The organism is Pseudomonas sp. VE 267-6A (assembly GCF_024126555.1).
Classification (GTDB): domain Bacteria; phylum Pseudomonadota; class Gammaproteobacteria; order Pseudomonadales; family Pseudomonadaceae; genus Aquipseudomonas; species Aquipseudomonas palmensis.
Map to the genome: position 1 here is coordinate 222,442 of NZ_JAMYBY010000004.1, position 13,765 is coordinate 236,206.

The 13,765-nt window shown below is 64.2% G+C and carries 13 protein-coding genes; 5 read left to right on the top strand and 8 right to left on the bottom strand.

Annotated features, from left to right (window positions below; genetic code table 11):
- The first annotated feature begins 32 nt into the window (after positions 1 to 32).
- From NJH59_RS06120 to NJH59_RS06135, 4 genes are all read left to right on the top strand, one after another.
- Positions 33 to 2,348: a Tex family protein gene (locus NJH59_RS06120; protein ID WP_253086528.1), complete on the top strand. Its 2,316-nt coding sequence runs from the start codon at positions 33 to 35 to the stop codon at positions 2,346 to 2,348.
- Complete coding sequence (locus NJH59_RS06125) at positions 2,345 to 2,731, top strand: PaaI family thioesterase (RefSeq protein WP_253086529.1); 387 nt, start codon at positions 2,345 to 2,347, stop codon at positions 2,729 to 2,731. The genes NJH59_RS06120 and NJH59_RS06125 overlap by 4 nt, the downstream gene beginning before the upstream one ends.
- Positions 2,732 to 2,884: 153 nt before the next feature.
- Positions 2,885 to 4,471 carry a glutamate--cysteine ligase gene (gene gshA / locus NJH59_RS06130; protein ID WP_043861618.1) on the top strand — a complete coding sequence of 529 codons (1,587 nt, stop codon included), beginning with the start codon at positions 2,885 to 2,887 and terminating at the stop codon, positions 4,469 to 4,471.
- A 1-nt stretch (position 4,472) separates the two neighbouring features.
- Positions 4,473 to 5,099, top strand: coding sequence for a TetR/AcrR family transcriptional regulator (locus NJH59_RS06135; RefSeq protein WP_043861617.1), 627 nt, complete (start codon positions 4,473 to 4,475; stop codon positions 5,097 to 5,099).
- 78 nt (positions 5,100 to 5,177) lie between these two features.
- Here the strand turns inward: NJH59_RS06135 and NJH59_RS06140 are convergent, their stop codons facing one another.
- The 8 genes from NJH59_RS06140 to NJH59_RS06175 all read right to left on the bottom strand — a co-directional run bounded on the left by NJH59_RS06140 (position 5,178) and on the right by NJH59_RS06175 (position 12,295).
- On the bottom strand, positions 5,178 to 5,393 hold the full coding sequence (locus tag NJH59_RS06140) for a molybdopterin-binding protein (RefSeq protein ID WP_043861616.1): 216 nt from the start codon (positions 5,391 to 5,393) through the stop codon (positions 5,178 to 5,180).
- Between the two features lie 28 nt (positions 5,394 to 5,421).
- A complete protein-coding gene (ssuB, locus tag NJH59_RS06145; RefSeq protein ID WP_043861615.1) occupies positions 5,422 to 6,234 on the bottom strand; it encodes an aliphatic sulfonates ABC transporter ATP-binding protein in 813 nt (270 codons plus the stop codon).
- Positions 6,231 to 7,025 (bottom strand): aliphatic sulfonate ABC transporter permease SsuC, encoded by a 795-nt coding sequence (gene ssuC, locus NJH59_RS06150; RefSeq protein ID WP_043861614.1) that lies wholly within the window; start codon positions 7,023 to 7,025, stop codon positions 6,231 to 6,233. Before ssuC ends, ssuB begins: the two co-directional genes overlap by 4 nt.
- 10 nt (positions 7,026 to 7,035) lie before the next feature.
- Complete coding sequence (gene ssuD, locus NJH59_RS06155; protein WP_253086530.1) at positions 7,036 to 8,184, bottom strand: FMNH2-dependent alkanesulfonate monooxygenase; 1,149 nt, start codon at positions 8,182 to 8,184, stop codon at positions 7,036 to 7,038.
- 58 nt (positions 8,185 to 8,242) lie between these two features.
- Positions 8,243 to 9,208 carry a sulfonate ABC transporter substrate-binding protein gene (locus NJH59_RS06160; RefSeq protein WP_054915910.1) on the bottom strand — a complete coding sequence of 322 codons (966 nt, stop codon included), beginning with the start codon at positions 9,206 to 9,208 and terminating at the stop codon, positions 8,243 to 8,245.
- Between the two features lie 96 nt (positions 9,209 to 9,304).
- Positions 9,305 to 9,898, bottom strand: a complete 594-nt coding sequence (ssuE, locus tag NJH59_RS06165; protein WP_043861611.1) for an NADPH-dependent FMN reductase — start codon at positions 9,896 to 9,898, stop codon at positions 9,305 to 9,307.
- Positions 9,899 to 10,175: 277 nt separating this feature from the next.
- Positions 10,176 to 10,814, bottom strand: coding sequence for a peroxiredoxin (locus NJH59_RS06170; RefSeq protein WP_054915909.1), 639 nt, complete (start codon positions 10,812 to 10,814; stop codon positions 10,176 to 10,178).
- A 158-nt stretch (positions 10,815 to 10,972) separates the two neighbouring features.
- Positions 10,973 to 12,295 (bottom strand): OprD family porin, encoded by a 1,323-nt coding sequence (locus tag NJH59_RS06175; RefSeq protein ID WP_043861609.1) that lies wholly within the window; start codon positions 12,293 to 12,295, stop codon positions 10,973 to 10,975.
- A 490-nt stretch (positions 12,296 to 12,785) separates the two neighbouring features.
- Here NJH59_RS06175 and tauA point away from each other — a divergent pair, with 490 nt between their 5' ends.
- Positions 12,786 to 13,763, top strand: a complete 978-nt coding sequence (gene tauA, locus NJH59_RS06180; RefSeq protein WP_043861608.1) for a taurine ABC transporter substrate-binding protein — start codon at positions 12,786 to 12,788, stop codon at positions 13,761 to 13,763.
- The last annotated feature ends 2 nt before the right edge of the window (positions 13,764 to 13,765 follow it).

Sequence of the window (13,765 nt, forward strand, 5' to 3'; positions counted from 1 at the left end):
GCCTTTGCATTCACGAATTGTCAGGTGGTTTTATGGACAGCATCAACAGCCGCATCGCCGAGGAACTCGGTGTCCGCCCGCAACAGGTCGAAGCGGCCGTGGCTCTACTTGATGAAGGCTCCACGGTGCCCTTTATCGCCCGTTACCGTAAAGAAGTGACCGGCAGCCTGGACGACACCCAACTGCGCAACCTGGAAGAGCGCCTGCGCTACCTGCGCGAACTCGACGACCGCCGCGCCAGCATCCTGGCCAGCATCGAGGAGCAGGGCAAGCTGACCCCGGAGCTGGCCCGCGAGATCAAGCTGGCCGACACCAAGACCCGCCTCGAAGACCTTTACCTGCCGTACAAGCAGAAGCGCCGTACCAAGGGCCAGATCGCCCTGGAAGCCGGCCTGGGCGAGCTGGCCGACGGCCTGTTCAACGACCCGCAGCTGAACCCGGAAACCGAAGCGGCGCGCTTCGTCGACGCCGAAAAAGGCGTGGTCGACGTCAAGGCGGCCCTCGAAGGCGCCAAGTACATCCTCATGGAGCGCTTCGCCGAAGACGCCAGCCTGCTGGCCAAGCTGCGCAACTTCCTCAAGCAGGAATCGGTGCTCAGCGCTCGCCTGGTGGCCGGCAAGGAAGAGGAAGGGGCAAAGTTTCGCGACTACTTCGAACACGACGAGCCGCTCAAGAGCGCGCCCTCGCACCGCGCCCTGGCGATCTTCCGCGGGCGCAACGAAGGCGTGCTGTCGGCCAGCCTCAAGGTCGGCGAAGAGCTGCCCGGCACCCTGCACCCCTGCGAAATGATGATCGGCGAGCACTTCGGCGTGAAAAACCAGAACCGCCCAGCCGACAAGTGGCTGGGCGAAGTGGTGCGCTGGACCTGGAAGGTCAAGCTCTACACGCACCTGGAAACCGACCTGTTCGGCGAGCTGCGCGACAACGCCGAGAGCGAGGCGATCAACGTGTTCGCCCACAACCTGCATGACCTGCTGCTGGCCGCCCCGGCCGGCCCGCGCACCACCCTGGGCCTGGACCCGGGCCTGCGCACCGGCTGCAAGGTGGCGGTGGTGGATGCTACCGGCAAACTGCTCGACACCGCCACGGTGTACCCGCACGTACCCAAGAACCAGTGGGACCAGACCATCGCCGTGCTCGCCGCCCTGTGCGCCAGGCACAAGGTCGAGCTGATCGCCATCGGCAACGGCACCGCCAGCCGTGAAACCGACAAGCTGGCCGCCGAGCTGATCAAGAAATACCCAGCCTTGAAGATGACCAAGATCATGGTCTCCGAAGCCGGCGCCTCGGTGTACTCGGCCTCCGAGCTGGCGGCCAAGGAATTCCCCGACCTGGACGTGTCGATCCGCGGCGCGGTGTCGATTGCCCGTCGCCTGCAGGACCCGCTGGCCGAACTGGTCAAGATCGACCCCAAATCCATCGGTGTGGGCCAGTACCAGCACGACGTGTCGCAACTCAAGCTGGCCCGTGGCCTGGATGCGGTGGTCGAGGACTGCGTGAACGCCGTGGGCGTGGACGTCAACACCGCCTCGGTGGCGCTGCTGGCACGCATCTCGGGCCTCAACAGCACCCTGGCGCAGAACATCGTGGCACACCGCGATGCCAACGGTGCCTTCAAGACCCGCGCCGCGCTGAAAAAGGTCAGCCGCCTGGGCGAGAAGACCTTCGAGCAGGCCGCAGGCTTCTTGCGCGTGATGAACGGCGACAACCCGCTGGACGCCTCGGCGGTGCACCCTGAAGCCTACCCGCTGGTACAGCGCATCGCCGCCGACACCGACCGCGACATCCGCTCGCTGATCGGCGACAGCGGCTTTCTCAAGCGCCTGGACCCGAAAAAATTCACCGACGAAACCTTCGGCCTGCCGACCGTCACCGACATCCTGCAAGAGCTGGACAAGCCCGGCCGCGACCCGCGCCCCGAGTTCAAGACCGCCGAGTTCCAGGAAGGCGTCGAAGACCTCAAGGACCTGCAACTGGGCATGATCCTCGAAGGCGTGGTCACCAACGTGACCAACTTCGGTGCCTTCGTCGACATCGGCGTGCACCAGGACGGCCTGGTACACATCTCGGCGCTGTCGGAGAAGTTCATCAAGGACCCGCGTGAAGCGGTCAAGGCCGGCGACGTGGTCAAGGTCAAGGTCATGGAAGTGGACATTCCGCGCAAGCGCGTGGGCTTGTCGATGCGCATGGGCGACACCCCGGGCGAGAAAATCGACGGCGCCCGCGGCAGCCGCCCGGGCTCGGCACCGCGCCAGCAGCAGCCGGCACGCGCCAAGGAGACCCCGGCCCCGGCCAACAACGCCATGGCCTCGCTGTTCGCCAACGCCAAGCAGTTGAAGAAGAAGTGAACGACCTGCCCGAAGAGCAGGTGCGCAGCGCATTCAGCCAACTGCTCGGCTGTCGCCTGCAACGCCTCGACCAGGGCGTTGCCGAGGTGGCCCTGGCCCTTGAGCCGCACCTGCGCAACCGCGGCGGCAAGCTGCATGGCGGGGCGATCTTCAGCCTGGTCGACATCGCCATGGGCCTGGCCTGCTCCAGCGCCCATGGCTTCGACAAGCAGAGCGTCACCGTGGAATGCAAGATCAACTACCTGCGTCCGGTCAGCGAGGGCGAGGTGCTGTGCGTGGCCCGCGTGCTGCAGGCCGGGCGGCGCATCCTGGTGGTCGATGCCGACGTGCTGCAAGGCGAAAAACTGATGGCCAGGGCCCAGGGCACCTTCACCGTGCTCTAGCCGCAAACGCCCAATGTGCGGTACTTTCGGCAGTGCGCGGGCACTGCCGGAACCCTGCGAAAACCAGGCGACCACGCCAGTTCCTCTGTCCACCCTTGTAGACCGTCGTTTCCACCCCCATATTGGGGCGACTGACGCGTGAAGGAATCCATCTTGAGCGAACTTCTCAACCGCCGCCTGAGCCTGCTCGGCCAGGGCGACAACCTCTCCCTGCTCAAGCAGTGCCTGCACGGCATCGAGCGTGAATGCCTGCGCGTGACCGAGGACGGTCGTCTGGCCCAGACCCCGCACCCCGAAGCCCTGGGCGCGGCCCTGACCCACGAGCAGATCACCACCGACTATTCCGAGTCGCTGCTGGAGTTCATCACCCCTGCCCTGGCCGACCCTGCCCAGACCCTCGAAAGCCTCGAGAACATCCATCGCTTCGCCTACAGCAAGCTCGGTAACGAATACCTGTGGAGCCCGTCGATGCCCTGCCCGCTGCCGGCCGAGGAAGACATCCCGATCGCCTGGTACGGCACCTCGAACATCGGTCAGCTCAAGTACGTGTACCGCAAGGGCCTGGCCCTGCGCTACGGGCGCACCATGCAATGCATTGCCGGCATCCACTACAATTTTTCGCTGCCAGAACAGATCTGGCCGCTGCTGCGCCAGGCCGAAGGCCAGGCGGGCGACGACCGCGACTACCAGTCGTCGGCGTACATCGCACTGATCCGCAACTTCCGTCGCTACAGCTGGCTGCTGATGTACCTGTTCGGCGCCTCCCCGGCGCTGGACGCAGGCTTCCTGCGCGGCCGCGCGCACCAGCTCGAACAATTCGATGCCGACACCCTGTACCTGCCCTACGCCACCAGCCTGCGCATGAGCGACCTGGGTTACCAGAGCAACGCCCAGGCCGGCCTGACGCCGTGCTACAACAACCTGGCCAGCTACACCGACAGCCTGCGCAAGGCCGTCGCCACGCCCTATGCGCCGTATGTCGAGATCGGCACGCACAAGGATGGCGAGTGGGTGCAGCTGAACACCAACATCCTGCAGATCGAAAACGAGTACTACTCCAACATCCGCCCCAAGCGCGTGACCTACAGCGGCGAGCGGCCGATCCAGGCGCTGATGGCCCGCGGCATCCAGTACATCGAAGTACGCTGCCTGGACATCAATCCGTTCCTGCCCACCGGCATCGACCTCACCGAAGCGCGCTTCCTCGACGCCTTCCTGCTGTTCTGCGCACTGGAGCAGAGCCCGCTGCTGGACAATGGCGAGTGCGGCCAGTGCACCAGCAACTTCCTCAGCGTGGTCAAGCAGGGCCGCAAGCCTGGCCTGGAGCTGCAACGTGACGGCCAGCCGGTCGCGCTCAAGCAGTGGGCCGACGAGCTACTGCAACGTATCGCCCCGCTGGCCGAACTGCTCGACCGCAGCCACGCCAGCGACGAGCACGCCAAGGCCCTGGCCGCGCAGGCGGCCAAGGTCAGCGACCCGTCGCTGACGCCGTCGGCCCAGGTGCTGGCGAGCATGACCGAGCACAAGGAGAGCTTTAGCCGCTTCTCCCTGCGCCAGAGCCAGGCGCATGCCGACTACTTGCGCGGCACGCCGCTGAGCAGCGAGGCGCAGCAGCGTTTCGAGGCCCTGGCGCGTGAATCGCTGGAGGCCCAGGCCACCCTGGAGCGCGAAGAGGACGTGGTCGATTTCGACCTGTTCGTGGGCGCCTACCAGGCCAGCATCCTGGCGATCAGCAACTGACATGAGCCGTGCAGCCACGCCCCGCAAACCGCGCGCTGCCAGCCAGGCCCGGATCGACTCGATCCTGGCCGCCGCACGCGACCTGCTGGCCAGCGAAGGCGTGGCCAGCCTGTCGATCTATGCAGTGGCCGAACGCGCACAGATCCCACCCTCGTCGGTGTACCACTTCTTCGCCAGTGTGCCGGCGCTGCTCGAAGCCTTGACGGCGGATGTGCACAGCGCCTTTCGCGCCTGCCTGCAGGCGCCGATCGAGCCTGGCAGCCTGCAGCACTGGGGCGACCTGTCGCGCCTGGTGGAGCAGCGCATGCTGAGCATCTACAACCAGGATGCGGCGGCGCGCCAGCTGATTCTGGCGCAGCATGGGCTGAGCGAAGTGACCCAGGCCGACCGCCAGCACGATATCGAGCTGGGCGACCTGATGCACAAGCTGTTTGCCGAGCACTTCCGGCTGCCGGCGTTGCCGGACGATGTGGATGTGTTTGCCCTGGCGATGGAGCTGGGAGACCGGGTGTATGCCCGTTCGGTGCAGCTGCACGGGCAGATCACCCCGCGCATGGCGGAGGAAGGAATGCGGGTGTTCGATGCGTACCTGGGGTTGTATCTGCCGCCCTTTCTGCCCAAACGCTGACGGCCCTTTCGCCGGCAAGGCCGGCTCCTACAGGTCCGCTGTAAACCTGTAGGAGCCGGCCTTGCCGGCGAAGCTTTTTCAGAGCTTGGCGATCGACACTTCAGTCGACTTCACGAACGCAATCACCTCACTGCCCACCACCAGTTCCAGCTCCTTGACCGAACGGGTGGTGATCACCGAGGTGACGATGCCCGATGCCGTCTGCACGTCGATTTCCGACAGTACTGGGCCTTCCAGGATTTCTTTCACAGTGCCTTTGAACTGGTTACGTACGTTGATCGCTTTGATGGTCATGTGCAGGTTTCCTTTTAAAGACGAAAGATCAATGGGCCCAACGCAGTTGCGTGGGCAAAGGTGCTACAGGTTCAGGCTCGGGCGGGGTGCCCGGCACCGACAGGACACGGTTCAGCACTTCGGTTTCCAGCGCCGCCAGGCGATGCGAGCCGCGTGCCCGCGGACGCGGCAGGTCGACCAGCAGGTCCAGGCCGATCTCGCCGTCCTCGATCAGGATCACCCGATCGGCCACCGCCACCGCTTCGCTGACGTCATGGGTCACCAGCAACACGGTGAAGCCGTGCTTGCGCCACAGGTTCTCGATCAGTTGCTGCATCTCGATCCGGGTCAGCGCATCCAGTGCGCCCAGCGGCTCGTCCAGCAGCAGCAGGCGCGGCTGGTGAATCAGCGCACGGGCCAGGGCCACGCGCTGCTTCTGCCCACCGGACAACGCCGCCGGCCACTCGTTGGCCCGGTCTGCCAGGCCCACCGCCTCCAGCGCCTGCAACGCACGCTCACGCCAGTTGCCGGTAAGCCCCAGGCCGACGTTGTCGATGACTTTCTTCCAGGGCAGCAGGCGCGCCTCCTGGAACATCAGCCGGGTGTCCTCGCGGGCATCGCTGAGCGCCGCAGAACCGGCCAGCAGCTCGCCGGCACTGGGCTGGTCGAGCCCGGCCAGCAGACGCAGCAGGGTGCTCTTGCCGCAGCCGCTACGGCCGACGATGGCAACGAACTGGCCCGCCGGGATGTGCAAGTCGATGTCGCGCAGCACCTGACGTTGGCCAAAGGTCTTTTGCAGCTTGTGCACGGCCAGCGGTATTCCGCGCAGCAGCCGTGGCGGTTGTTCCTTGAGCACGGTCATGCGCCGTCTCCCTTGCTGACTTGATAGGCCGGGTGCCAGCGCAGCCATACACGCTCCAGGCCACGGGCGGCCAGGTCGGCGAGCTTGCCGAGCACGGCGTACAGCACGATCGCCAGCACCACCACGTCGGTTTGCAGAAATTCGCGGGCGTTCATCGCCAGGTAGCCGATGCCGGCGTTGGCCGAGATGGTTTCGGCCACGATCAGGGTCAGCCACATGAAGCCCAGCGCGAAGCGCACGCCCACCAGGATCGAGGGCAGCGCACCGGGCAGGATCACCTGGCGAAACAGCGCAAAACCGCTCAGGCCATAGCTGCGGGCCATTTCCACCAGCGCCGGGTCGACATTGCGGATGCCGTGGTAGGTGTTCAGGTAGATCGGGAAAAGGGTGCCCAGGGCCACCAGGAAGATCTTTGCCGACTCGTCGATGCCGAACCACAGGATCACCAGCGGGATCAGCGCCAGGTGCGGCACGTTGCGGATCATCTGCACCGAGCTGTCGAGCAGGCGTTCGCCCCACTTCGACAGGCCGGTGATGAAGCCCAGCGCCAGGCCGATGCTGCCGCCGATCACGAAGCCGACCGCGGCGCGCCAGCCGCTGATGGCCAGGTGGGTCCAGATTTCGCCGCTGCGCACCAACTCTACGCCGGCACTGAGCACCGCGCTCGGCGCCGGCAGGATGCGCGTCGACAGCCAACCGGCACTGACCGCCAGCTGCCACACCGCCAGCAGCAGCACGGGCAGGGCCCACGGCGCCAGGCGATGCGACAAGGGAATGGAGGATCGTTTCATGCTTCGATCCTCACGCCTTGGCCGCGGCTTTGGGCAGAATGTCGTTGGCGACCATCTCACCGAACGGGCTTACGTAGTTGGCACCGGCCGGGGCCTCGGGGCGCTGGATGTCCAGGTGCGGGAACAGCAGTTCGGCAACGCGGTAAGACTCTTCCAGGTGCGGGTAACCGGAGAAGATGAAGGTGTCGATACCCAGGTCGGCGTATTCCTTGACCAGTGCGGCCACGGTCGGGCCATCGCCGACCAGCGCGGTGCCGGCACCGCCACGCACCAGGCCGACCCCGGCCCACAGGTTGGGGCTGACCTCCAGGTTGTCGCGGTTGCCGCCATGCAGCGCAGCCATGCGTTGCTGGCCCACCGAGTCGAAGCGCGCCAGCGAGGCCTGGGCACGGGCAATGGTGTCGTCGTCCAGGTGCGAGATCAGGCGCTCGGCCGCTTGCCAGGCCTCGGCGTTGGTCTCGCGCACGATCACGTGCAGGCGGATACCGAAACGAACGCTACGGCCCTGCTGGGCGGCCTTGGCGCGCACCTGTTCGATTTTCTCGGCCACGGCGGCCGGTGGCTCGCCCCAGGTCAGGTACAGCTCGACCTGTTCGGCGGCGAGGTCCTGCGCCGCTTCCGACGAGCCACCGAAGTACAGCGGCGGGCGTGGCTGTTGCACCGGCGGGTAGAGCAGCTTGGCGCCTTTTACCTTGATGTGCTGGCCATCGTAGTCGACGGTTTCGCCTTCCAGCACGCGGCGCCAGATGCGGGTGAATTCCACCGAGGCCTGGTAGCGCTCTTCGTGACTGAGGAACAGGCCGTCGCCGGACAGCTCTTCCGGGTCGCCACCGGTCACCAGGTTGAACAGCGCACGGCCATTGGACAGGCGGTCGAGGGTCGCGGCCTGGCGTGCCGCCACGGTCGGCGAGATGATTCCCGGGCGCAAGGCCACCAGGAACTTCAGGCGCTGGGTCACCGGAATCAGCGACGCGGCCACCAGCCACGAGTCTTCGCACGAGCGGCCGGTAGGGATCAGCACGCCACCGAAGCCCAGACGGTCGGCGGCCTGGGCGATCTGTTGCAGGTAACCATGATCGACAGCGCGAGCACCTTCGGCGGTGCCAAGGTAATGACCGTCGCCGTGGGTTGGCAGAAACCAGAAAACATTGAGGCTCATTGGAGTTGTCTCCTAAGGGGTGGCGCAAGCCGGGGCGGCGCCCCGGTGCGGTCGAACGTCAAGGCGCGGTGGCGACCTTGGCCGGTGGCGTCCAGATCACATCCTTGATGCTCAGCGGCTTGGGAATCAGCTTCAGGGTATGGAAGGTGTCGGCGATCTTCTGCTGGGCGGTGACCACGTCCGGGGTCAGGAAATGCGCACCGTAGCCCTGGCGCTTGACCGAGGTCAGGGTGATGTCGGCCGGCAGGCCCAGCAGCGGCGCCACCTGGTCGGTGACCTCCTGCGGGTTGGCCTTGGACCACTCGCCCACCGCGCGCACCTCGTCCACCAGCGCGGCAATCACTTCAGGGTGCTGCTGCGCATAGGGCCGGGTGGCCAGATAGAACTGGTGGTTGTCGACGATGCCACTGCCATCGCGCAGGGTGCGTGCCTGCAACTGCTGCTCGGCGGCGGCCTGGTACGGGTCCCAGATGACCCAGGCGTCGACGCTGCCACGCTCGAACGCGGCGCGGGCATCGGCTGGCGGCAGGAATACCGGCGTGATGTCGGTGTACTTGAGGCCGGCGTCTTCCAGGGCGCGCACCAGCAGGTAATGCACGTTGGAGCCCTTGTTCAGGGCGACCTTCTTGCCCTTGAGTTCCTTCACCGACTGGATCGGCGAACCCTTGGGCACCAGGATCGCCTCGCTGGTGGGGGCCGGTGGCTCGTAGGCCACGTAGAGCAGGTCGGCACCGGCGGCCTGGGCAAACACGGGCGGGGTTTCGCCGGTCACGCCGAAGTCGATGGAGCCCACGTTGAGGCCCTCGAGCAGCTGCGGGCCGCCGGGGAATTCAGTCCACTGCACCTGCACGCCCTGGGCAGCCAGGCGCTTTTCAAGGGAGCCCTTGGCCTTGAGCAGCACCAGGGTGCCGTACTTCTGGTAACCGATGCGCAGGCTCTCGGCCTGGGCTTGAGTGATGGCGCCGAAGGACACAGCCGCAGCAAACAGAGCGACCAGACCGCGACGCAAAACGACAGTGCGCATAGCGCTCTCCTTTTTGCTGTGGGGGTTCAGGCTGCACCTGCTTGCCCGTTGGCGGGCGAGTAAGGTGGGGTAAGACGGTAAAGCCGGTGTAGCGCTTCAGATGCTCCAGCGAGCACTGAGCAGACGTTCGTTGAGCAGGCCCGGGGCCACCGGCTTGGGGCGGCGCGCCAGGGCGCTGTGAAACAGTTCCAGCGATTCGTTGAGACGCTGCTCAAGCACCGGCGCCAATTGGGCGGCGGCGCTGCCTTCGCCGTAGGCGATCTGGCTGTCGTCGGCGAAGATCCCCTGCAGGGTCTCCTGGGCCTTGAGCGCCGAGAGCACCGGCTTGAGCGCGTAGTCCACCGCCAGCATGTGGGCGATGCTGCCACCGGTGGCGATGGGCAGAACCACCTTGTGTTCCAGCGCACGCTCGGGCAGCAGGTCGAGCAGGGTCTTCAGCGCACCGGCGAAGGACGCCTTGTATACCGGGGTGGCAACCACCAGGCCGTCGGCCTGGGCTACCAGTTGCAGGAAGTGCTGCACCGTGGGGCTGTCGAAACGTGCGTGCAGCAGGTCTTCGGCGGGGAAATCGCGCACCTGGAAGCTCACCACTTCCACGCCCTGGCTGTTCAGCCATTGCCGCGCGCGGTCGAGCAGGACGCCGGAGCGCGAACGCAGACTGGGACTACCGCCGAGAGAAACAACCAGCATTGGAGCACTTCCTTGATCGTGTTCTAGAGGGCCGCGAGATTGGATCTCGCTGGAGTGGAGTGACCATAACAGCTCGGCATATATACCAATAAATCATATTTTTTCATTTGTTTATTCTATATGGAACTATAAGAGCTTCGCCGGCAAGGCCGGCTCCTACAGGGGGCAGTGCAACCTTGCAGGAGCCGGCCCTGCCGGCGAAAGAGGCCCGCGCGGACATAAAAAAAGGGCCGTCGAAACGGCCCCGAAATGCCCTGCTGTGGCTACATCAAAACATTCAACGGTTAGGCTGCGGGGTCAGGCGCAGGTACGGCTTGACCGCCCGGTAGCCCTTCGGAAAGCGCCGCTTGATTTCCTCTTCGTCCTTGAGCGACGGCACGATCACCACCTCGTCACCGTCCTGCCAGTTGGCCGGGGTGGCGACCTTGTGGTTGTCGGTGAGCTGCAACGAATCGATCACCCGCAAAATCTCGTTGAAGTTGCGGCCGGTGCTGGCCGGGTAGGTGATGGTCAGGCGGATCTTCTTGTTCGGGTCGATCACGAACAGGGAGCGTACCGTCAGGGTGTCGCTGGCGTTGGGGTGGATCAGGTCGTACAGGTCCGACACCTTGCGGTCGGCGTCGGCCAGGATCGGGAAGTTGACGAGGGTGTTCTGGGTTTCATTGATGTCTTCGATCCAGCGGTGGTGCGAGTCCACCGGGTCGACCGACAGCGCGATGGCCTTGACCCCGCGCTCGGCGAACTGGTCCTTGAGCTTGGCGGTAAAGCCCAGTTCCGTGGTGCACACCGGGGTGAAGTCGGCGGGGTGCGAGAACAGCACGCCCCAGCTGTCGCCCAGCCACTCGTGGAAGCGGATCTTGCCCGCGCTGGAATCCTGTTCGAAATCGGGGGCGATATCGCCGAGTCTGAGGCTCATGGTGCGGCTCCTTGGCTGGGTTGTTTATGACCTCACTGTAGCCTGCCTGTGCATAAGGTTAAAAAGAATAAATATCGATTTATTTATAACTGAAAAGCCTATCAATTCACGGGCAAAAAAAACCCCGCACACGGCGGGGCTTTTCGTTCAGCCAGGCCTTACAGGAAGCTGTAGGTGTAGCTGAGGATCAGACGGTTTTCGTCCTGGTCGCGCTGGTTGACCGCGTCGGAACGCAGCGAGGCGTTACGCCAGGCCAGGCCCAGACCCTTGAGGGTACCTTCCGGTACGACATAGCCCAGGGTGAAGTCACGTTCCCACTCGGAACGGTCACTGCCCGGCGCGTTGACGTTGTCGCCCTTGAGGTAGATTACGGAGGTGGTCAGGCCAGGCACGCCGATGGCAGCGAAGTCATAGGCGTACTGCGCCAGCCAGGTGCGCTCGCCGGCACGCTGGAACTTGCCGATCTGCACGTCGGTGATCAGGTAGCTGGTCGCACCGTCGCCCTGGTTCAGGAACGGGAAGTCGCTGGTACCGTTGACGCGCTGGTAGCCGGCACTCAAGGCATGGCCTTGCAGGCTGTAGGTGAACTTGGCGCTCCAGGTACGGTTGTCGACTTCACCGTTGTTCTGGTAGCCGGAGGCACGGTAGCCGGCCAGGCGGCCTTCGGTGCTGCCGTTCTTGCCGTCCGAATCACTGTAGAAGTAGCGCAGGTCGGACTTCAGGCTACCCACTGGCAGTGCCAGGGTGTGGGTCAGGCCCAGGAAGTGCTGCTTGTAGAAGTCGTCCAGGTTGCCGTAGTAGTACTGCGCCAACAGGTCCTTGGTGACCTTGTAGTCGGCACCGGCGTAGTAGAAGCCGTTGCTGCGCTTGCCTCCGCTGGCGGCGTTGGAGCCGGCGATGCTCAACGACTCGTTGTTGGTCGAGTTACGGCCCTTGGCATGTTCCAGCTTGCCGCCGATCAGGGTCAGGTTGTCGATTTCGTTCGAGGTGATCTGGCCACCTTCGAAAGTCTGCGGCAGCAGACGACCGTCGTTGTAGGTCACGACTGGCAGTTTTGGCTGCAGGGTGCCCAGCTGAGCGACGGTTTTCGAGATCTTGACCTTGCCGGTCAGGCCCACGCTGCTGAATTCGTTGACCGCACGGCCGTCGCCGTCGGTTGGGAACACCAGGCCGCCCTTGGCAGAGCTGGTTGGGTTGTAGTGGGTGCCTTTACCCGAGTCCAGACGGAAACCGGCCAGGCCGATGGCGTCGACACCAAAGCCGACTGTGCCTTCGGTGAAGCCCGAGCTGAAGTTGAAGATGAAACCTTGGCCCCATTCTTCCTGCTTGGAAGGTTTGGCGGTGCCATCACGGTTGTCTTGGTTGATGTAGAAGTTGCGCGCAGTGATGCTCGCCTTGCTGTCTTCCACAAAACCGGCTGCACCCGCTTGCTGGGCCAGTACCCCTACGGCCACGGCAAGTGCCAGGCTGGACTTGTTCATGCATCACTCCTTTCGATTCTAATTTTTGTGTGTCGCTTGATGGGCAGACTCTGTCGTTCCGCTCCAAAGACGATTGGCGATTAGCACCAAAGCGTGACTGATAAGTCAATCGTAACCAGTCGTTTCACTACTTTGGTCTAAGGCGCCGGCCTTGGGTGCGAAGGATAATGACAATCCTATAAATCAAAAAAGACAATTTTGTGAATTTTTCAGATTATTACGGAATATAGTCCGATTATTTCAGCGTTTTGCAGGATAGCCCATAAGCTAATTCCCATATCTTCTTAAAAAGATATTTTTTATATCGATCATCTTCCTCATTGCCCCGGCAGCCCGCGATTGTTCACCACCCTGGCAGCGACCACCTTGACCCGGGTCATCCAGCCAATGACTCCTAAGATAATGCCAAAAAGTTATTTATTTCGGCATTCTTAGATCAACTAGTCTTCTCGTCATCCACACCGCCTACCCGCCTGACGAGGAGTTTTCCATGACCCTGCCTGCCCCGCTGCGCCTGTTCACCGCCCTGGCCCTGGCCGGTGCCGCCTTCTTCGTCCAGGCCGCCGACCTGACCGTGGCCTACCAGACCACCGTCGATCCGGCCAAGGTGGCCCAGGTCGATGGCACCTATGAAAAGACCAGCAAGGCCAGCATCGACTGGCGCAAGTTCGACAGCGGCGCCGACGTGATCACCGCCGTCGCCTCCGGTGACGTACAGATCGGCTACCTGGGCTCCAGCCCCCTGGCCGCCGCCGCCACCCGCAAGCTGCCGGTGGAAACCTTCCTGATCGCCACCCAGATCGGCGCCGCCGAGGCACTGGTGGCTCGCGAGGGCAGCGGCATCAACTCGCCGCAGGACCTGATCGGCAAGAAGATCGCCGTACCGTTCGTGTCCACCGGCCACTACAGCCTGCTGGCCGCACTCAAACAGTGGAACATCGACCCGTCCAAGGTGCAGATCCTCAACCTCGCGCCACCGGCGATCATCGCCGCCTGGAAGCGCGGCGACATCGACGCCACCTACGTATGGGACCCAGCCCTGGGCGTGGCCAAGGAAAACGGCAAGGTGCTGATCACCTCCGGCGAGCTGGCCGAAAAAGGCGCGCCGACCTTCGACGCCTGGATCGTGCGCAAGGACTTCGCCGCCAAGCACCCCGAGATCGTCAAGGCCTTCGCCAAGGTCACCCTCGACGCCTACGCCGACTACCGCAAAAACCCGCAAGCCTGGCTGGCCGACAAGGCCAACGTCGACAAGCTGGTCAAGCTTTCCGGCGCCAAGGCAGCGGACATTCCAGGCCTGCTGCAGGGCAACGTGTTCCCGCTGGCCGCCGACCAGGTCGCGGCCCTGGGCGCACCGACCACCAAGGCCATCACCGACACCGCCACCTTCCTCAAGGAACAAGGCAAGGTCGACGCGGTACTGCCGGACTACGCGCCCTATGTCAGCGCCCAGTTCATCACCAACTGACA

Bases quoted from the DNA above. Each gene is read 5' to 3' on its own strand.
- ssuD (WP_253086530.1), bottom strand. From the start codon at position 8,184: ATGAGCCTCAATGTTTTCTGGTTTCTGCCAACCCACGGCGACGGTCAT.
- ssuE (WP_043861611.1), bottom strand. From the start codon at position 9,898: ATGCTGGTTGTTTCTCTCGGCGGTAGTCCCAGTCTGCGTTCGCGCTCC.
- ssuB (WP_043861615.1), bottom strand. From the start codon at position 6,234: ATGACCGTGCTCAAGGAACAACCGCCACGGCTGCTGCGCGGAATACCG.
- NJH59_RS06120 (WP_253086528.1), top strand. From the start codon at position 33: ATGGACAGCATCAACAGCCGCATCGCCGAGGAACTCGGTGTCCGCCCG.
- NJH59_RS06140 (WP_043861616.1), bottom strand. From the start codon at position 5,393: ATGACCATCAAAGCGATCAACGTACGTAACCAGTTCAAAGGCACTGTG.
- tauA (WP_043861608.1), top strand. From the start codon at position 12,786: ATGACCCTGCCTGCCCCGCTGCGCCTGTTCACCGCCCTGGCCCTGGCC.
- NJH59_RS06160 (WP_054915910.1), bottom strand. From the start codon at position 9,208: ATGCGCACTGTCGTTTTGCGTCGCGGTCTGGTCGCTCTGTTTGCTGCG.
- NJH59_RS06170 (WP_054915909.1), bottom strand. From the start codon at position 10,814: ATGAGCCTCAGACTCGGCGATATCGCCCCCGATTTCGAACAGGATTCC.
- NJH59_RS06135 (WP_043861617.1), top strand. From the start codon at position 4,473: ATGAGCCGTGCAGCCACGCCCCGCAAACCGCGCGCTGCCAGCCAGGCC.
- ssuC (WP_043861614.1), bottom strand. From the start codon at position 7,025: ATGAAACGATCCTCCATTCCCTTGTCGCATCGCCTGGCGCCGTGGGCC.
- NJH59_RS06175 (WP_043861609.1), bottom strand. From the start codon at position 12,295: ATGAACAAGTCCAGCCTGGCACTTGCCGTGGCCGTAGGGGTACTGGCC.